19 protein-coding genes are annotated in these 16,864 nt (G+C 70.9%); 5 read left to right on the top strand and 14 right to left on the bottom strand.

What is annotated here, in order from left to right:
* Positions 1 to 7 precede the first annotated feature (7 nt).
* Both AQI88_RS37020 and AQI88_RS37015 read right to left on the bottom strand, forming a co-directional pair.
* On the bottom strand, positions 8 to 775 hold the full coding sequence (locus AQI88_RS37020) for a hypothetical protein (protein WP_067008545.1): 768 nt from the start codon (positions 773 to 775) through the stop codon (positions 8 to 10).
* Between the two features lie 184 nt (positions 776 to 959).
* Positions 960 to 1,433, bottom strand: coding sequence for a carboxymuconolactone decarboxylase family protein (locus tag AQI88_RS37015; protein ID WP_067008541.1), 474 nt, complete (start codon positions 1,431 to 1,433; stop codon positions 960 to 962).
* A gap of 305 nt (positions 1,434 to 1,738) precedes the next feature.
* Between AQI88_RS37015 and recA the strand changes: the two genes are divergently transcribed.
* On the top strand, positions 1,739 to 2,863 hold the full coding sequence (gene recA, locus AQI88_RS37010; protein ID WP_067008538.1) for a recombinase RecA: 1,125 nt from the start codon (positions 1,739 to 1,741) through the stop codon (positions 2,861 to 2,863).
* A 3-nt stretch (positions 2,864 to 2,866) separates the two neighbouring features.
* A complete protein-coding gene (gene recX, locus AQI88_RS37005; protein ID WP_067008535.1) occupies positions 2,867 to 3,715 on the top strand; it encodes a recombination regulator RecX in 849 nt (282 codons plus the stop codon).
* 103 nt (positions 3,716 to 3,818) lie between these two features.
* Here recX and AQI88_RS37000 read toward each other — a convergent pair whose 3' ends face one another.
* From AQI88_RS37000 to AQI88_RS36970, 8 genes are all read right to left on the bottom strand, one after another.
* On the bottom strand, positions 3,819 to 4,232 hold the full coding sequence (locus AQI88_RS37000; RefSeq protein ID WP_107118773.1) for a rhodanese-like domain-containing protein: 414 nt from the start codon (positions 4,230 to 4,232) through the stop codon (positions 3,819 to 3,821).
* Positions 4,229 to 4,786 carry a cupin domain-containing protein gene (locus AQI88_RS36995; protein ID WP_067008614.1) on the bottom strand — a complete coding sequence of 186 codons (558 nt, stop codon included), beginning with the start codon at positions 4,784 to 4,786 and terminating at the stop codon, positions 4,229 to 4,231. Before AQI88_RS36995 ends, AQI88_RS37000 begins: the two co-directional genes overlap by 4 nt.
* Positions 4,787 to 4,854: 68 nt before the next feature.
* Positions 4,855 to 4,902, bottom strand: a complete 48-nt coding sequence (locus AQI88_RS49185) for a hypothetical protein (RefSeq protein ID WP_309506048.1) — start codon at positions 4,900 to 4,902, stop codon at positions 4,855 to 4,857.
* 116 nt (positions 4,903 to 5,018) lie between these two features.
* Complete coding sequence (locus AQI88_RS36990; RefSeq protein ID WP_067008532.1) at positions 5,019 to 6,629, bottom strand: FAD-dependent monooxygenase; 1,611 nt, start codon at positions 6,627 to 6,629, stop codon at positions 5,019 to 5,021.
* Positions 6,630 to 6,805: 176 nt separating this feature from the next.
* A complete protein-coding gene (locus AQI88_RS36985) occupies positions 6,806 to 7,699 on the bottom strand; it encodes an amino acid ABC transporter permease (protein WP_067008528.1) in 894 nt (297 codons plus the stop codon).
* Positions 7,696 to 8,361, bottom strand: coding sequence for an amino acid ABC transporter permease (locus AQI88_RS36980; protein ID WP_067008525.1), 666 nt, complete (start codon positions 8,359 to 8,361; stop codon positions 7,696 to 7,698). Before AQI88_RS36980 ends, AQI88_RS36985 begins: the two co-directional genes overlap by 4 nt.
* A 76-nt stretch (positions 8,362 to 8,437) precedes the next feature.
* Positions 8,438 to 9,274 (bottom strand): glutamate ABC transporter substrate-binding protein, encoded by an 837-nt coding sequence (locus AQI88_RS36975; protein ID WP_067008520.1) that lies wholly within the window; start codon positions 9,272 to 9,274, stop codon positions 8,438 to 8,440.
* Between the two features lie 76 nt (positions 9,275 to 9,350).
* Positions 9,351 to 10,127, bottom strand: coding sequence for an amino acid ABC transporter ATP-binding protein (locus AQI88_RS36970; protein ID WP_067008518.1), 777 nt, complete (start codon positions 10,125 to 10,127; stop codon positions 9,351 to 9,353).
* A gap of 295 nt (positions 10,128 to 10,422) precedes the next feature.
* Here AQI88_RS36970 and AQI88_RS36965 point away from each other — a divergent pair, with 295 nt between their 5' ends.
* Both AQI88_RS36965 and AQI88_RS36960 read left to right on the top strand, forming a co-directional pair.
* Positions 10,423 to 11,109 carry a response regulator transcription factor gene (locus AQI88_RS36965; protein WP_067008612.1) on the top strand — a complete coding sequence of 229 codons (687 nt, stop codon included), beginning with the start codon at positions 10,423 to 10,425 and terminating at the stop codon, positions 11,107 to 11,109.
* Between the two features lie 9 nt (positions 11,110 to 11,118).
* Positions 11,119 to 12,525 carry a sensor histidine kinase gene (locus AQI88_RS36960; RefSeq protein ID WP_067008515.1) on the top strand — a complete coding sequence of 469 codons (1,407 nt, stop codon included), beginning with the start codon at positions 11,119 to 11,121 and terminating at the stop codon, positions 12,523 to 12,525.
* A 246-nt stretch (positions 12,526 to 12,771) separates the two neighbouring features.
* Here AQI88_RS36960 and AQI88_RS36955 read toward each other — a convergent pair whose 3' ends face one another.
* Complete coding sequence (locus tag AQI88_RS36955) at positions 12,772 to 13,770, bottom strand: TAXI family TRAP transporter solute-binding subunit (protein WP_067008512.1); 999 nt, start codon at positions 13,768 to 13,770, stop codon at positions 12,772 to 12,774.
* A 107-nt stretch (positions 13,771 to 13,877) separates the two neighbouring features.
* Between AQI88_RS36955 and AQI88_RS36950 the strand changes: the two genes are divergently transcribed.
* Positions 13,878 to 14,285 carry a pyrophosphohydrolase domain-containing protein gene (locus tag AQI88_RS36950; RefSeq protein ID WP_067008509.1) on the top strand — a complete coding sequence of 136 codons (408 nt, stop codon included), beginning with the start codon at positions 13,878 to 13,880 and terminating at the stop codon, positions 14,283 to 14,285.
* 12 nt (positions 14,286 to 14,297) lie between these two features.
* Here AQI88_RS36950 and AQI88_RS36945 read toward each other — a convergent pair whose 3' ends face one another.
* The 3 genes from AQI88_RS36945 to AQI88_RS36935 form a co-directional block, all read right to left on the bottom strand.
* Positions 14,298 to 15,719 carry a hypothetical protein gene (locus AQI88_RS36945; RefSeq protein ID WP_244184497.1) on the bottom strand — a complete coding sequence of 474 codons (1,422 nt, stop codon included), beginning with the start codon at positions 15,717 to 15,719 and terminating at the stop codon, positions 14,298 to 14,300.
* Between the two features lie 276 nt (positions 15,720 to 15,995).
* On the bottom strand, positions 15,996 to 16,466 hold the full coding sequence (locus AQI88_RS36940; protein ID WP_244184495.1) for a MarR family winged helix-turn-helix transcriptional regulator: 471 nt from the start codon (positions 16,464 to 16,466) through the stop codon (positions 15,996 to 15,998).
* Between the two features lie 28 nt (positions 16,467 to 16,494).
* Positions 16,495 to 16,854, bottom strand: coding sequence for a DUF6204 family protein (locus AQI88_RS36935; RefSeq protein ID WP_067008500.1), 360 nt, complete (start codon positions 16,852 to 16,854; stop codon positions 16,495 to 16,497).
* Positions 16,855 to 16,864: the final 10 nt, after the last annotated feature.

Raw genomic sequence — 16,864 nt, 5'->3', positions numbered from 1 at the left:
GCGGCCTTCAATATGTCAGGACCGCCCACACCCCGGCCCCGGCGACGGCTGCCGCGTAACAGCCGGCTGCCGCGGCCACGATCCGCCACCGCGTCCGCTCGCTCCACGAGGTGCGGGACAGCAGCCAGGCCAGCAGGGGCAGGTCCAGCACGGCGTGCAGGCTCACGCCGTGCAGCGGCTTCAGCGGCGCCGTCGAGTGGTAGGCGGCCTGCTGGTGGCCGGTCCGGGTGAGGACGACTCCGCGCGCGATCATCGCCGCGCCCGAGGCCAGCGCCACGAGCAGGAGCGCGAACCCGGAGCGCACCGCCAGCGCCATGCCGGCCGGGCCCGCCAGCGCCATGCCGGCCGGGCCCGTCGGCCGGTGCCGGAAGGACGCGACGGAGAAGACGGTGAGCAGCACCACCAGGACACCCCCGCCGACCGCGAGCGTCATGGACACCGCCGTGTCGAAGGGGGTCTCCATGTTCAGGTGCGAGGGCACCCCGCGCCACGCCTGAAGGGTGATGCCGCCGACCTCCACCACACAGTCCGCGGCGAAGACGACGAGCAGGACGGTGCGCAGCCGCGCCCCGATGCGCAGGTACGACGTGACCCAGGTGACCGCGATCAGGGTCACCCCGAAGGAGAGCCCGAACGTGACGGGCTTGCGCCAGGAGACAGGACCGTCCCAGGGGCCGCCGTCGACGGCGAAGACCACCAGGTGGGCGAGACCGGACAGGATGAGGAGCAGACCGGTCGCGTGGCACAGGCGCTCGGCGGGCCGCGGATTCTTCATGGGCCAAGGTTCCCGAGAGCTCCCCGCGCGGTCGTCGTCCGGCCGAAGACACCCGCCGTACGCCGCCGGGAGTAGCGGCGTGCGCCGCAGAACAGCACCCCGGGCTCCGCGAGCGGTGCTGGTGCGGTGCCCGGGGTGTGTGCCGCTGCCGGTGCCGGACGACACGGCGGCCACGGCCGTCCCGTCAGTGGATCTGGCCGACCTGGTAGTCGCCAGCGGGCTGCTGGGTCATGACGTTTCCGCGGTTGAAGGCGTTGATGAGGGCGATCTGGGTCACCAAGGCGGCGAGCTGGTCCTCGTCGTAGTGCTTGGCGGCGTTGGCCCATACCTCGTCCGGGACGCCGCCGGCCGCGTCCGCGATGCGGGTGCCCTGCTCCGTCAGCTCCAGGGCGGCGCGCTCGGCGTCGGTGAAGACCTTGGCCTCGCGCCAGGCCGCGACCAGGTGGAGGCGCACCGCGGTCTCCCCGGCCGCGGCGGCTTCCTTGGTGTGCATGTCGATGCACCCGGCGCAGCCGTTGATCTGGCTGGCGCGGAGGTTCACCAGTTCGCGCGTCGAGGCCGGCAGCGTGGATTCCGCGAGCGCCTTGCCCGCAGCGATGATGTGCTTGAAGGCCTTGGCCGCGGCCGGGCTGGCCATGAAGTTCAACCGAGCTTCCACGATGCACTCCTGTGTCGTTGTTGGCGGGTACACCTCTTGGACCGGACGGCCCCCACGAGTTGTGACATACACAGATGTGACCTGCGTCTCCCCTCCCGCGCCGCAGCTGGTGCGCTTGACACGAAAATCGAACATCCATTCTTATGAAGTCTCAGGCGAGGCCTCAGGCGGGTATTTCGACATGATTCGGGTGGATATGTCCCCCCGTTATCCACAGGCCGGGCCTACGTCGGGGCGCATTGTCAGTGGCAGGCGTTAGCGTCTTTGACGTGAAGCGATCGACTCAAGCAAACCGGGTGGAACCCATGGCAGGAACCGACCGCGAGAAGGCGCTCGACGCCGCACTCGCACAGATTGAACGGCAATTCGGCAAGGGCGCGGTCATGCGCATGGGCGAGCGGTCGAGGGAGCCCATCGAGGTCATCCCGACCGGGTCGACCGCGCTCGACGTGGCCCTCGGTGTCGGTGGCCTGCCGCGCGGCCGTGTCGTGGAGATCTACGGCCCGGAATCGTCCGGTAAGACGACCCTGACCCTGCACGCGGTGGCGAACGCGCAGAAGGCCGGCGGCCAGGTCGCCTTCGTGGACGCCGAGCACGCCCTCGACCCCGAGTACGCGCGCAAGCTCGGCGTCGACATCGACAACCTGATCCTCTCCCAGCCGGACAACGGCGAGCAGGCGCTGGAGATCGTGGACATGCTGGTCCGCTCCGGTGCGCTCGACCTCATCGTCATCGACTCCGTCGCCGCGCTCGTCCCGCGCGCGGAGATCGAGGGCGAGATGGGCGACAGCCACGTGGGTCTGCAGGCCCGGCTGATGAGCCAGGCCCTGCGGAAGATCACCAGCGCGCTCAACCAGTCCAAGACCACCGCGATCTTCATCAACCAGCTCCGCGAGAAGATCGGCGTGATGTTCGGCTCCCCGGAGACCACGACCGGTGGCCGGGCGCTGAAGTTCTACGCCTCGGTGCGCATCGACATCCGCCGCATCGAGACCCTGAAGGACGGCACGGAGGCGGTCGGCAACCGCACCCGCTGCAAGGTCGTCAAGAACAAGGTCGCGCCGCCCTTCAAGCAGGCCGAGTTCGACATCCTCTACGGCCAGGGCATCAGCCGCGAGGGCGGCCTGATCGACATGGGCGTGGAGCACGGCTTCGTCCGCAAGGCCGGCGCCTGGTACACGTACGAGGGCGACCAGCTCGGCCAGGGCAAGGAGAACGCGCGCAACTTCCTCAAGGACAACCCCGACCTGGCCAACGAGATCGAGAAGAAGATCAAGGAGAAGCTGGGCGTGGGTGTCCGGCCGGAGGAGCCCGCCGCCGAGCCGGGCGCCGACGCGGCGGTCACCACCACGGCCGACGACGCCAAGACGGCGTCCGCCCCGGCGGCTGCCAAGGCCACCAAGCCCAAGGCCGCCACAGCCAAGAGCTGACCCGTGACACGACGAACCGACTGGGCCGAGTACGAGTACGCCACCCCTGGTGCCCCGCGGGGGAGGGGGACCGGAGGCGACACGAGCTCCGTCATGGCCGGTGACGACGCGTACGGGAGCGGCGAGCACGGGGGTGACGGCTATGCCGGAAGCGGCGGGTACGAGGACGGCGCCCCGCACCCGGACCGCGAGCCCTACGGGGGCGGCTCGTCCGGCCGTGGCTCCCGGAGCACCGGGGGTTCGCGAGACGGGCGCGGGCGCCGTGGCCGTCGGCGGGGCGGCTTCGGGGAGCCGCCCGGTGAGGACGAAGGCACCCCTTCCTCGTCGAGGGCCGAGCGGGGGGAGTCTTCAGGGGACCCGGCTGAGCAGGCGCGGGCGATCTGTCTGCGCCTGCTCACCGGGACCCCGCGCACCCGCAAGCAGCTCGCGGACGCCCTGCGCAAACGGGACATCCCCGAGGAGGTGGCCGAGGAGGTGCTGTCGCGGTTCGAGGAGGTCGGGCTCATCGACGACGGCGCGTTCGCGGACGCCTGGGTGGAGTCCCGGCACCACGGCCGGGGACTCGCCCGCCGCGCGCTCGCCCGGGAACTGCGCACCAAGGGCGTCGACTCGGCGCTGATCGACGAGGCCGTCGCCCAGCTCGACTCCGAGCAGGAGGAGGCGACCGCCCGCGACCTGGTCGCCCGTAAGCTGCGGGCCACTCAGGGCCTCGACCGTGACAAGCGGCTCCGGCGCCTCGCCGGCATGCTCGCCCGCAAGGGCTACCCCGAGTCCATGGCCCTCCGTGTCGTCCGCCAGGCCCTGGAGGACGAAGGCGAGGACACGGAGTTCCTGGAGGACGAGGGGCTCTGACGGCCGGGCGCCCGGCCGAGAGCGACTGCCCGCCGGGCCGACGGAGCGTTTGCTGACCCGGACGCGGCAAGCGCCGCTTCGGTGGGGTGAACCCCAGCGGTCTTCAGTCCTGTGCCGGAATCACCGGCAGGCCCTCCGTGCGCCATGCCTGGAAGCCGCCCACCAGGTCCGTCGCGCGGTGCAGGCCCAGCTGATGGAGGGAGGCGGCCGCGAGGCTGGAGGCGTAACCCTCGTTGCAGATGACGACGACGCGCAGGTCGTGTCCGGTGGCCTCGGGGACGCGGTGGCTGCCCTGGGGGTCGAGGCGCCACTCCAGTTCGTTGCGCTCGATGACGAGGGCGCCGGGGATCACCCCGTCCCGCTCGCGCAGGGCCGCGTACCGGATGTCGACCAGCAGGGCGTCGCCGGTTCCCGCCGCCTCGTGCGCCTCCTGTGCCCCGATGCGCCGGAAGCCTGCGCGGACCCGCTCCAGCAGGTCGTCGATGCCGACGGGCCGTGTGTGCGTGCCGCCGCTCACTGCCAGTCCTCCGGGCGCTCGACCTGCTCCAGGCGCAGCACCTGGCCGGTGCGACTGTAGCGACGGATCCGCGGCAGCGGCGGGTAGTAGGCGTGGACGGAGATCGCGTGTCGGTCGGGGGACTCGTTGAGCACCTCGTGCACATGGTGACGGCCGAAGGACCTGCCCTGCCCGGCGGGCAGCCGGCGCTCGCGGTCCACGCCCTCGGTGAGTTCCAGGGTCTTCCAACCGTCGGTGGGCAGCCGGGCGGCCAGCGAGTACTCCTTGAGGTCGCCCGAAGCGGTGAAGAAGGCGCCGACCGAGTCGGCGTGGTCGTGCCAGCCGGTGCCGGTGCCGGGCGGCCAGCCGATCAGCCAGGCCTCGCTGCCGCCGGGGCCCTTCAGCCGCACCCAGGTGCGGCCCTCCGGGTCGACCGGGAGCGAGGCGATCAGCTCGGTGTCGGCGGCCGTGCGCTGCACGAAGTCGAGGAGGTCGGCCTGGGTCGGCGCCGAGCCGGCCGGGCGGGCGGCGCTGGCAGGGGACAAAGAGGGGGAAGCGGAGGGGGAGGCAGACACGTACACCGTCCTGAAGAAGGTTCGCCGAACGGACGCACGAGGCGTCCGGAGAAAGAAAGGGAGCGAATTCAGCAGGACGGGCGACACACGCAGCCCGCATAGCGGACGAGGTCCATATGGACCCTCCGCCACAGGCGTACACAGGTGTCGGTCACGATCCGGAGTACAGCACGCTGCTGTACTCCGGTCAACTCACCGTCACCATGTGGACAGAGGGTGACCGGACGCACGGTCAACGGACGCCGGAGCCGGCCTCCGCCGCTGCCTCCTCCTCCTTCACGGCGCCGCCCAGCGTCGCCTCCGCCGCCGCGTACAGGTCGGCCGGGCGGACCCCGCTCAGCGCGGTGACCAGGTGGCCGTCGGGCCGCACGAGCAGCACGCTGTGCGCCGGCGCACCCGGGTAGCTCTCGGCCACCAGCAGCTCGGCCGGGTGCGGGAGCGCCGTCACCGCGGCCGCGAGGCGGGGCATGACCCCGGCGGACATCCAGTGCTTGCGGTCCCACACCCCCGTGCCCGGCGCGATCAGTACGACGAGCAGGGCGCCGCGGCCCAGCCGGTCGCGCAGCGGTACGAAGGAACCGTCCTCCGCCGTGACCCGCACATCGGTGACCGGGGCGCCGACCGGGGTGTCGACCGGGATCTCCCCCTCCAGCTGCGGGGGCACGAGCGGTGAGTCGGCGTACGACCCCGGCGCACCGACCGGGCCGCGCCCCAGGTGACCGTCCGCGAGCAGCGCATCACGGCCACGGCCCGCGCCGGAAACGTAGTGGCGCAGGCCGCCCGAGCCGCGCAGCACCGGCAGCACCTGGTCGGCGGCGCGCAACCGGGCGGCGACCACCGCGCGCCGCTCGGTCTGGTAGCTGTCGAGCAGTGCCTCGTGGTGCCCGTGATGCCAGGCCGGGGCCAGCTTCCAGGCCAGGTTGTCGGCGTCCCTGAGGCCCTCGTCGAGCCCCTGGGTGCCGAGCGCGCCGAGCAGATGGGCCGCGTCCCCGGCGAGGAAGACCCGGCCCGTGCGCCAGCGCCGGGCCACCCGGTGGTGCACGGTGTGGACACCGGTGTCCAGCAGGTCGTACGTCGGTGTGGAGCCATCCGTCCAGCCCGCGAGGGTCTCGCGGATCCGGGCCACCAGGATCTCGGGCGTGACCAGGTCCTTGCCCGGCGGCAGCAGCCAGTCCAGGCGCCACACGCCGTCCGGGAGGGGGCGGGCGGTCACCTCCCCGGCCGAGGGCCCGGACGACCGCCACGGCGGCATCCGATGGAGCAACGCCTGGCCCTCCCACGGAAGTTCCGTGCGCAGCGCGGCGACCGCGTGCCGCTCCACCGCCGTACGGCCCGGGAAGCGGATGTCCTGGAGCTTGCGCACGGTCGAGCGGGGGCCGTCGCAGCCGACCAGATAACTGCCGCGCCACCAGATGCCCTGCGGGCCGCGGGTGTGCGCGGCAACGCCGGAACGCTCCTGCTCGATCGAGTCGAGCCGGCTGTCCACGGCGACCTTGACGAGCGGCTCGCCGGCGATGGCCGCGTGCAGGGCGGCGGTGAGGACATGCTGGGCGATGTGCAGCGGGGCGGCATCGCCCTCGTCGAAGGTGATCTCGCTGATCACCTGCTTGCGCCGCACCGACCGCCATCCGGCCCATCTCGCGCCGTGGTCACCGAGCGCCACGCCGGTCAGCCGCTCCAGCAGGGCGGCCGTGTCCTCGCGCAGGACGACGGTGCGCGCCGGGCGTACCTCGTCCTTGCCGGGGCCCTCGTCGAGGACGACGGTCGGTACGTCCTGGCGGGCCAGCGCCAGGGCGAGCGTGAGCCCGACGGGCCCCGCTCCGACGACGATCACCGGATCCACGACGCGGCGCCCCCTGCCCGCAGCGGTGCCCTGACGGACATAGGTGAACAGGTAGGTGGAGCGGGGTGCACGATCACAGAACGTATGCAACCCATTGGCAGAGTTTGCGTCAAGTGACCGGAGGCAGTGGCGATCATGCCACTGCCTCCGGATGGGTCAAGCTACTTGAGTGATCGTCACCTTTCGGCGCCGGTCGCCGCCGTTCCCGCGATCGCCGCCGCGTCCTGGACCCCGAGCACCGCACCGGTCGACTTCTTGCGCCGCCGCAGCCGCCCTTCCAGCCAGCTCGCGAACGAGGTCACCGAGAAGTTGAGGATCACGTAGATCACGGCCACGACGGTGAGGGAGGCGATGATGTTGGCGCCGTAGTAGCCGCTCATCGTGTTGGCCGAGGCGAGCAGTTCGGGGAAGGTGAGGACCGCGCCGCCGAGCGCGGTGTCCTTCACGACCACGACGAGCTGGCTGACGATCGCCGGGAGCATCGCGGTGACCGACTGCGGCAGCAGGATGAGCCGCATGACCTGCCCCTTGCGCAGACCGATCGCCATGGCCGCCTCGGACTGGCCCTTCGGCAGGGCGAGGATGCCCGCGCGGACGATCTCCGCGAGCACCGACGCGTTGTACAGCACCAGGCCGGTGACGACCGCGTAGAGCGGACGGTCGTCCGAACTGACGTTGGTGTACTGGGCGTACAGGGCGAGCCCGAAGATCATCAGGACCAGCACCGGGATCGCGCGGAAGAACTCCACGACTATCCCGACCGGGACGCGGACCCACACGTGGTCCGAGAGGCGGGCGATGCCGAGCACGGCACCCAGCGGCAGCGCGATGACCATTGAGAGCGCCGCGGCCTTCAGGGTGTTCTGCAGACCGGGCCAGATGTACGTCGAGTAGGCCTCGGTGCCGCTGAAGAACGGCTTCCACAGCACCCAGTCCAGCTGGCCCTTGTCGTCCAGCGACTTGTACACCCACCACAGGACGGCCGCGAGGGCGACCAGGAAGACCGCCGTGTACAGGACGTTGCGCCGCTTGGCGCGGGGGCCCTGGGCGTCGTACAGGACCGAACTCATCGCTTCACCGCCACCTTCTTGCTCACCCAGCCGAGGATCAGACCGGTCGGCAGCGTCAGGCAGCAGAACCCGAAGGCGATGACCGCGGAGATCGGCAGCAACTGTGCCTCGTTCTCCACCATCTTCTTCATCAGGAGCGCCGCTTCCGCCACGCCGATCGCGGCCGCTACCGTCGTGTTCTTCGTCAACGCGATCAGCACGTTGGCCAGCGGGAGGACAGCCGCGCGGAAGGCCTGCGGCAGCACGACCAGGAAGAGCACCTGGGTGAAGTTCAGGCCGAGGGCCCGGGCCGCCTCCGCCTGGCCGACCGGCACCGTGTTGATGCCGGCGCGGATCGCCTCGCAGACGAAGGCCGACGTGTAGACGATCAGACCGAGCACGGCCAGCCGGAAGTTGGCCGTCTCGACCTGGTCCGAGCCCATGGTGATGCTCAGCGTGTCGTGCAGGCCGAGAGAGGCGAACAGGATGATCACCGTGAGCGGGATGTTCCGCACGATGTTCACGTAGGCGGTACCGAAACCGCGCATCAGCGGCACCGGGCCCACCCGCATGGCGGCCAGCAGAGTGCCCCAGATCAGGGAGCCCACGGCGGACAGCAGCGTGAGCTGCACCGTCGTCCAGAAGGCGCCCAGCACGTCGTACTTGTCAAGAAAGTCGAACACGATCTCCCGCGCTTCCGCGTGTTAGGGATGCCCGGGTGCGCCGCCCGCACGGACGGCGCACCTGCCGGGCACTGCCTCAGCTCTTGATGTCGCCGATCTTCGGAGCGGGCTCGTTCTTGTAGCCGGCCGGGCCGAAGTTCTTGTCCACGGCCTTCTGCCAGGAACCGTCGGAGACCATCGCCTCCAGCGCCTTGTTGATCTTGGCCTTGAGGTCGCTGCCCTTCTTGACGCCGATGCCGTAGTTCTCGTTGGTCATCTTGAAGCCGCCGAGCTTGAACTTGCCCTTGAACTGGGACTGGGCGGCGTAACCGGCGAGGATCGAGTCGTCCGTCGTCAGGGCGTCGATGGCCTTGCTCTGCAGACCGGTCAGGCAGGCCGAGTACGTCGGGTACTGCTGGAGCTGCGCCTTGGGGGCCAGCGTGTCGTGCACGTTCTGCGCCGACGTCGAGCCGGTCACCGAACACAGCTTCTTCTTGTTCAGGTCCGACGGCGACTTGATGGTGTTGTCGTCCGCGCGGATCAGCACGTCCTGGTGGGCCAGCAGGTACGGGCCGGCGAAGTCGACCTTCTGCTGACGCTCCGGGGTGATCGAGTAGGAAGCGGCGATGAAGTCGACGTCACCGCGCTGCAGCATGGTCTCGCGGTCGGCGCTCTTCGACTCCTTCCACTCGATCTGGTCCGCGCTGTAGCCGAGCTTCTTGGCGACGTACGTGGCCACGTCGACGTCGAAGCCCGCGTAGCCCTGCGGGGTCTTCTGGCCGATGCCGGGCTGGTCGTACTTGATGCCGATGGCGATCTTCTTGCCACCACCGGAGGAGCCGTTGTCGTCCTTCTTGCCGCCACCACAAGCGGTGGCGCCCACGGCGAGGGCGAGTACGGCGGCCGAGGCGGCGGTGACCTTGCGGAGCTTCATGGTGAACATCCTTTGAGTGGTGATACGAGGTCCGTGAGAGACGGGTGACCCAGACGGTGCGGGCGGGCTGTGCGCCTCAGTGGTGCAGGATCTTCGACAGGAAGTCCTTCGCCCGGTCGCTGCGCGGATTGCTGAAAAACTGGTCGGGCGCAGCCTCTTCGACGATGCGGCCGTCCGCCATGAAGACCACCCGGTTTGCAGCCGATCGTGCGAAACCCATCTCGTGGGTGACGACGATCATCGTCATACCCTCGCGGGCGAGCTGCTGCATGACCTCGAGGACCTCGTTGATCATCTCGGGGTCGAGGGCCGAGGTCGGCTCGTCGAAGAGCATCACCTTCGGGCCCATCGCCAGCGCCCGGGCGATGGCGACGCGCTGCTGCTGGCCGCCGGACAGCTGCGCCGGGTATTTGTCGGCCTGGGTGCCCACACCGACCCGGTCGAGCAGGGCGCGGGCCTTCTCCTCGGCCTGCTTCTTGTCCGCCTTACGGACCTTGATCTGGCCCAGCATCACGTTCTCGAGCACGGTCTTGTGCGCGAAGAGGTTGAAGGACTGGAAGACCATCCCGACGTCCGCCCGCAGCCGGGCCAGTGCCCTGCCCTCGTGGGGCAGGGGCTTGCCGTCGATCGAGATGGTGCCCGAGTCGATCGTCTCCAGGCGGTTGATGGTGCGGCACAGGGTCGACTTTCCGGACCCTGAGGGCCCGATGACCACGACGACCTCGCCGCGGGCGATCGTCAGGTCGATGTCCTGGAGTACGTGCAACGCGCCGAAGTGCTTGTTGACGCTCTTCAGGACGACCAGTTCGTCGGTCGCGGCCACGTCCTGCTTGGCCACCGATACTTCGGTCATCGCTCTCAGGCTCCGTCCTCCTCGGTTTCGGTGGACAGTAGTGATGGCCGGTGACCAGCGTCATCACATCTGAGGGGAATCTGAGCATCACGATCCGATAGCAATCGGACACGTGTCGTAGCACTTGCGGCCTGTGTGCGTATCGGCCGGATAACGGAAGCGACAGGCAACCGGAACGCTCTTGACGCCGTCCTTGTCCATCGGCGTGACTTCCATGGTGCACGCGCGCGTGCACATGCACTACAAGCCGAACGAGAACCATGACCGTACGACCGCTGAACCGGAGGGGGCCGGGATGAGGCTGCTGCTTGTCGAGGACGACAACCACGTCGCCGCCGCTCTGTCCGCGGTCCTCGCGCGGCACGGCTTCGACGTCACCCACGCGCGCAGCGGCGAGGAGGCCCTCCAGGCACTCGTCCCCGAGAGCGCCGGGTTCGGCGTGGTCCTGCTCGACCTGGGCCTGCCCGACCAGGACGGCTACGAGGTCTGCGGCAAGATCCGCAAGCGCACCAGCATCCCGGTGATCATGGTCACCGCGCGTTCCGACGTCCGCTCCCGCATCCACGGCCTCAACCTGGGCGCCGACGACTACGTGGTGAAGCCCTACGACACCGGGGAGCTGCTCGCCCGGATCCACGCCGTCAGTCGGCGCACCGCACACGAGGACCCCGCGCCCGGCGGTGAGAGTGCCCTGCACCTCGGTCCGGTCCGCATCGAGCTGCCCACCCGGCAGGTCAGTGTTGACGGTTCGGTAATCCAACTGACTCGCAAGGAGTTCGATCTGCTCGCGCTGCTCGCCCAGCGCCCGGGAGTGGTCTTCCGGCGGGAACAGATCATCAGCGAGGTGTGGCGCACCAGCTGGGAGGGCACGGGCCGCACCCTGGAGGTGCACGTCGCCTCCCTGCGCGCCAAGCTGCGCATGCCCGCGCTGATCGAGACCGTACGCGGCGTCGGCTACCGGCTCGTCGCCCCGGCCGGGTAGCGGGGTCGGGTGCGCACACGGCTCCTGCCGCTGCTCATCGTCCTGATGGCGGCCGTACTCCTCGCCCTGGGCCTCCCGCTCGCCGTCAGCCTGGCTGCCGCCGAGCAGCAGAGGGTGGTCGTCGACCGGATCGACGACACCGCCCGCTTCGCCGCGCTCGCCCAGTTCGTCACCGACGCGCCCAGCGGATCCCGCCGTGCCGCTCCGGACGAGCGCCAGGAGACGCTCCGCCGCGAACTGGACAGCTACTACGGCGTCTACGACATCCGCGCGGGCGTCTTCTACCGCAACGGCTCAGCCATGGCCAACGCCCCCGGCGACTGGTTCGTCCCCCAGAGGGGGGAGGTCCGGGAGGCGTTCGACGAAGCACTGCTGAGCCGTCGCAGCCACGATCCCCGGCAGGTGTGGCCCTGGCAGCGCAGCCGGCTGATCGTCGCCTCGCCGGTGATCCGGGACGGGGACGTCGTGGCGGTGGTCGTCACCGACTCGCCCACCGGGCAGATGCGTTCGCGGATCCTGCGCGGCTGGCTTTTCATCGGGGCCGGTGAGATCGCCGCCATGCTGCTCGCCGTCGGCGCCGCGCTGCGGCTGACCGGCTGGGTGCTGAGGCCGGTACGGATCCTGGACGCCACCACCCATGACATCGCCACCGGGCGCCTCAAGTCCCGGGTCGCGGCCGCCGGCGGACCGCCGGAACTCCAGCGGCTGGCCCGGTCGTTCAACGAGATGGCGGACAACGTCGAGGACGTGCTGGAGCAGCAGCGCGCCTTTGTCGCGGACGCCTCGCACCAGCTGCGCAACCCGCTCTCGGCGCTGTTGCTGCGCATCGAACTGCTCGCCCTGGAACTCCCGGAGGGCAACGAGGAGATCGCCTCGGTCCGCACCGAGGGCAAGCGTCTCGCGCAGGTCCTGGACGACCTGCTCGACCTGGCGCTGGCCGAGCACGCAGATGCCGACCTCGCGCTGACCGACATCGGCGCGCTGGCCGAGGAACGGGTGGCCGCCTGGTCGCCGGCCGCCGCCGCCAAGGGCGTCCGGCTCACCGGCGACTGCCCGCCCACCACCGCCTGGGCCGACCCGATCACCCTGTCCAGCGCGCTGGACGCGGTGATCGACAACGCCGTGAAGTTCACCCCTGAGGGTGGCACGGTCGAGGTCGCCGTCTCCTCCAACGGCGGCACCTCGACGGTCGTGGTCACCGACACCGGTCCCGGCCTCACCGACGAGGAACTCGCGCGCGTGGGCGACCGTTTCTGGCGCAGCGGCCGCCACCAGAACGTGAAGGGCTCGGGCCTCGGCCTGTCCATCAGCCGCGCCCTGCTCGCCGCGGGCGGCGGCTCGATCACCTACGCGCACCACGAGCCACGGGGGCTGCGGGTGACGGTGACGGTGCCGAGGCACGCGGAGACCCGCTAGCGACGCCTGATCCGGAAGGGACCTTCTGGACTGGGGCCTGTCCGGCGGATCATGCCGCAGTCGCGGGGCCTGGCATGCACTCTCCCACTGCCTCAAGGGCGTGGGGGCGCCCCCCCAGCGGCGTTGTCGTCGGTTGCCGACTCCCTCACGCTCGGCTTCGCTCGCGCGGGGGCACCCCCATGGCCCCGCACACCTGTGCTGATGAGGCACCGTTGCCTGGAGCCGGCGTGATACGCCGGTCAGGCCTCAGGGCTTGACCGACCGGTAGTAGCGCCGGGCGCCCTCCTGCAGGGGCAGGGGGTCGGTGTAGATCGCGGTGCGCAGGTCGACCAGTTGTGCGGAGTGGACGTGGGCGCCGATGCCGTCGCGGCTCTTGATCACCGTGCGGGTGAGCCACTCGGTGAGCCGGGGATCCATGTCCGTGCGGGTCATCAGCACGTTGGACACCGCGATCGTCGGCACCGCAGAGCCGTGCTGCACGGACGGGTACGCCGACTCGGGCATGTTGGTGGCCCGGTAGTAGCGGGCCACGTCGCCTGCGGCGTGGAGCTTGGCGACGAGGTCGCCGTCGATCGGCACGAACCTGAAGCCGGACCTGTCGGCCAGCTCGACCAGCCCCTTGGTGGGCAGCCCGCCCGACCAGAAGAAGGCGTCGATCCTGCCCTTCTCGAGGCGGTCCGGTCCGGTGTCTATGCCGTCCGCGACCGGAGTGATGTCCTTGCGCGGGTCGATGCCCGCGGCCCTGAGCACCCGGGTCGCGATCAGCCGCACCCCGGAGTCGGGCAGGCCGATGGCCACCCGCTTGTGCCGCAGGTCGGCGACGCTGCGGACCTTCGAGTCGCGCGGCACGACCAGCTGGAGGTAGTCGTCGTAGAGCCGGGCCACGCCGCGCAGCCGGCCGGCGCCGGTGCGGTCCTGCGCCTCGTACGTCTCCACCGCGTCGGCCGCCGCGATGGTGAAGTCGGCCCTGCCGGTCGCCACCCGCTGGACGTTCTCCTGCGAACCGGCGCTGTTCAGCAGCTTCACCGTGAGACCCGGCATGTCCCTGCCCAGCTCGGTGCGCAGCCGCTCGCCGTACTCCTGGTAGACCCCGCGCGGCGTGCCCGTGCTGAAGACGATCGTCCCGCTCGGCGGCTTCTCGCCCAAGGGCAGCAGCCACCACAGGAGCAGCCCGAGGGTCACGACGCCGACGGCCGCACCCTGGAGCGCCCGGCGCCTGTTGATACGGGGGAACACCTTGGACATGCGGGCGATCCTGCCAGGCCGCGCACGGGGCTGACCAGGGCCGGGGTCACTCCGGGACGCCGGGGAAGGGCGGAGGCGCTGTCAGTGGCGGCCGTTAGGGTCGCCGTATGAGTCATTCGCCCGCCCGTCTCGTCCATGAGTTCCACCTCGCCTTCGGCCTCGACGCCCGCAGCACGCCGACCGAGGTGAGCCCCGACCTGGCCGCGCACCGCGGGGAACTGCTCGCCGAGGAGGCCGCGGAGGTCGCCGAGGTTTCGGTCGAGGGCCCGCTGGACCGGCTCGCGCACGAGCTGGCGGACGTGGTGTACGTGGCGTACGGCACGGCCCTGGTGCACGGCGTCGACCTCGACGCGGTGATCGCCGAGGTCCACCGCGCCAACATGAGCAAGCTGGGTCCCGACGGGGAAGTGGCCCGCCGGGCCGACGGCAAGGTCCTCAAGGGCGAGCACTACCGGGCGCCGGACGTGTCGGCCATCCTGCGCCGCCAGGGCTGGATACCGGGCGGCGCAGCCTGACGTCTGCGGTGGCTACGACCCCAGGGAGCCGCCCGCCAGTTTCCATTCGCGGTGCAGCGAGCCCAGGGGAACGCTCCGCTGGAACACCGGCGTACCGAAGATGGACAACTGGAGCCGCAGGGTGCCCGACAGGTCGACACCGCCGTACACCCCCCAGGTGCCCTCGGCCCGTGTGCCGGTGTCCGAGGTGGCGGTGACCGTGCCGGAGGCCTCGCCGCGCAGGTACGGCGCCAGGTCGGCGGTGACGCCGACGGTGCCGTAGAGGCCGACGGACGCCTCGGCGCCGAGGGCCGTCTTCACGCTTCCGGCGGTGGTCAGGGAGGCCCGTACGGGCGTGCTCTTCATGTCCGCCGAGCTGACCGGCGTCCACCCCTTGGCCACTCCGAAGGTGCCGCCCGCCTTGAAGTCGCCCTTGAGGCTCTGCTGGACGTCGACGGTGACGTGTCCGTCGGCGCTGATCTGGACGTAGCAGGTCAGGTCGAGGTTGACGACCACGGGGACGGGGCCGACCTGGAGGACGGGATCGGCGTGCAGCTTGGCGAACGGGATCCGCAGCGGGGTGCCGGTGGCCGCGGCGGCCCGGCCCTTCACGGCCCATCCGGAGCTCCAGTCGCCGGAGACGCCGAGATACGCCGAGCCGGGCGCCGCGTCGGTCCCGGAACCGCCGTAGGAGAAGTCGACCTGGGGGGCCACCTGGACGAATCCGGACACCGAGGCGGTGGCCGACACCGGGGCGTCCTTGGACGTCGGCACTTCGGCGCCGACGTCCAGCCGGAGGCTGCCGAGCGGCACCGTCGCACCCTTGGGGCCGACGTGCACGTCACCGGCCTTGGACCAGGAGACCTTGACGTCGGGCAGCAGCTTGTCGACGGCGAAGGAGGACGGGTCGACCGGCACGGTGCCCTTGGCCGTGTCGTCGCCCAGCACCGCGTTCAGTGCCGCCGGTTCGGTCTGCACCTGCGTGCCCTGGTCGGTCTCGCCGATCACCTTGGTGACCTTGGCGAGCAGCCCGTGCGGGGCCCCGGGCGCCGGGGCGCTGGCGATCACGTCGCCCACGACGGCCTCGTGCGGTGCCGCCGAGGAGGCGGGGGAGGGGGTGGCCGAGGTGGGAGAGGCGGGGGAGGCGGGGGAGGCGGGGGAGGCCGAAGGGGGCTTCGAAGTCCCGGTTGTCGCCTGCCCCTTGGAGATGACGGCACGCCGGGTCCGGCCGTCGTACGAGCTGATGGTGAGCTTGGTCTTGTGCGCCCGCCTGCCCGAGCCGGCCGGGCCGGCCGTGGCCGTCGCGGTGGCGGCGGGCGCGGGGGCGGCCGCGACGGTGAGCCGGTGGTCCGTGGGGCCGTCGGTGGCCCGGACGTCCTGGCCGTGGCCCGCCGCAGGCCGTTCGGCGTGCGGCGCGGGCGAGGAGCACCCGGCGGCGAGAAGGAGGGCGGTCACGGCGAAAGCGGGCAGGAGGGCACGCCTGTGCCTCGTGCGTCTGCGCAAGGTCGGTCCTGTGGGAGGTGGGGGTGGTGACGAAGGTGCACCGGCAGCGGCCGGTTCTACCGATGGGTAGAACCGGCCGGTAATTCGGTGGTGAGCCATGAGCATGCCATGGCCGCATGCACCGGCCCCTCACAATTCGGCCACATCGCAACGTGACGTGAACCACGGTGAGTTCAGGCCGTGCGGTGGCTGGATTCCCGGCAGCCATGGCTCGGTCGCCGGGACGGGTCAGCGGGGTGCGCTGCCATGGCCGGGGAGGCCGGTGCCGCCGAGCCGGGTCAGCAGGACGGACAGCAGGCCGAGGTCCTCCGCGCTCCACGCAGGACCGGCGAAGATCTCCGCGGCGGTCTCCTCGGCGGTGGCCAGCATCTCCTTCAGCCGCAGCTTGCCGGTCCCGGTCAGTGACGCGTAGGCCACGCGCGCGTCACGGGCGTCCGACTCGCGGGTCACCAGCCCGATCCGCTCCAGGGGCGCCAGCCCGCGGGTCACCCCGGACGCGGTCAGCCCCAGGGCCTCGGCCAGGTCGACCCGCCGCATCCGGCCGCCCGGCGCCTGCCCCAGGCGCAGCAGCATCGTGAAGTCGGCCAGGCTCACACCGTGCAGGCCGCCGAGCCGGGCGTCGAAGCGCCGCACGAGAGCCGCCTGCGCCCGCACCAGCCGCAGCGAGGCGTCGAGGGCGTCACTCACTTCCGTCCCCACTCATTGCCATCTCCTTGAGTACTCAAGTTTATGCGCCGTTCGAACGCGCAGCCCGTCGCTGCCGCTTCCCCAAGGGCGCCTGGGAGAGGTCCTCCGCGCTGGACCTGAGGTTCCTGAAGCCGTAGCCGCGCTCGGTCAGCCACGCCTTCGCCGCCTCCTCGGCCCGCTCGGTCGCCTCCAGGATGTGCTCCTCTTCCTCCCCGCTGTCCGAGAAGCGGAAGACGAACGCGGTCCGGGCGGCGATGTCGTAACTGAGGTGCCCCTCGGGCGTGTAGGCGGCGTGCAGCACGTCGTGTTCGGCGGCGTCGGCCAGCAGGTCGGCCCGCTGGGCGGCGCTGAGCCCGTCGAAGACGCCGCGGACGGTGATACGGAAGGTCCGGGTACTCATTCTGCGACCC

The sequence above is a fragment of the Streptomyces cellostaticus genome, from assembly GCF_001513965.1.
In the GTDB taxonomy this organism is placed as follows: domain Bacteria; phylum Actinomycetota; class Actinomycetes; order Streptomycetales; family Streptomycetaceae; genus Streptomyces; species Streptomyces cellostaticus.
Note: the sequence above shows the minus strand (reverse complement) of the source record. Positions and strands in the feature narration are given on the sequence as shown.

Bases quoted from the DNA above. Each gene is read 5' to 3' on its own strand.
- AQI88_RS37020 (WP_067008545.1), bottom strand. From the start codon at position 775: ATGAAGAATCCGCGGCCCGCCGAGCGCCTGTGCCACGCGACCGGTCTG.
- recA (WP_067008538.1), top strand. From the start codon at position 1,739: ATGGCAGGAACCGACCGCGAGAAGGCGCTCGACGCCGCACTCGCACAG.
- AQI88_RS36985 (WP_067008528.1), bottom strand. From the start codon at position 7,699: ATGAGTTCGGTCCTGTACGACGCCCAGGGCCCCCGCGCCAAGCGGCGC.
- AQI88_RS36975 (WP_067008520.1), bottom strand. From the start codon at position 9,274: ATGAAGCTCCGCAAGGTCACCGCCGCCTCGGCCGCCGTACTCGCCCTC.
- AQI88_RS36970 (WP_067008518.1), bottom strand. From the start codon at position 10,127: ATGACCGAAGTATCGGTGGCCAAGCAGGACGTGGCCGCGACCGACGAA.
- AQI88_RS36965 (WP_067008612.1), top strand. From the start codon at position 10,423: ATGAGGCTGCTGCTTGTCGAGGACGACAACCACGTCGCCGCCGCTCTG.
- AQI88_RS36955 (WP_067008512.1), bottom strand. From the start codon at position 13,770: ATGTCCAAGGTGTTCCCCCGTATCAACAGGCGCCGGGCGCTCCAGGGT.
- AQI88_RS36950 (WP_067008509.1), top strand. From the start codon at position 13,878: ATGAGTCATTCGCCCGCCCGTCTCGTCCATGAGTTCCACCTCGCCTTC.
- AQI88_RS36935 (WP_067008500.1), bottom strand. From the start codon at position 16,854: ATGAGTACCCGGACCTTCCGTATCACCGTCCGCGGCGTCTTCGACGGG.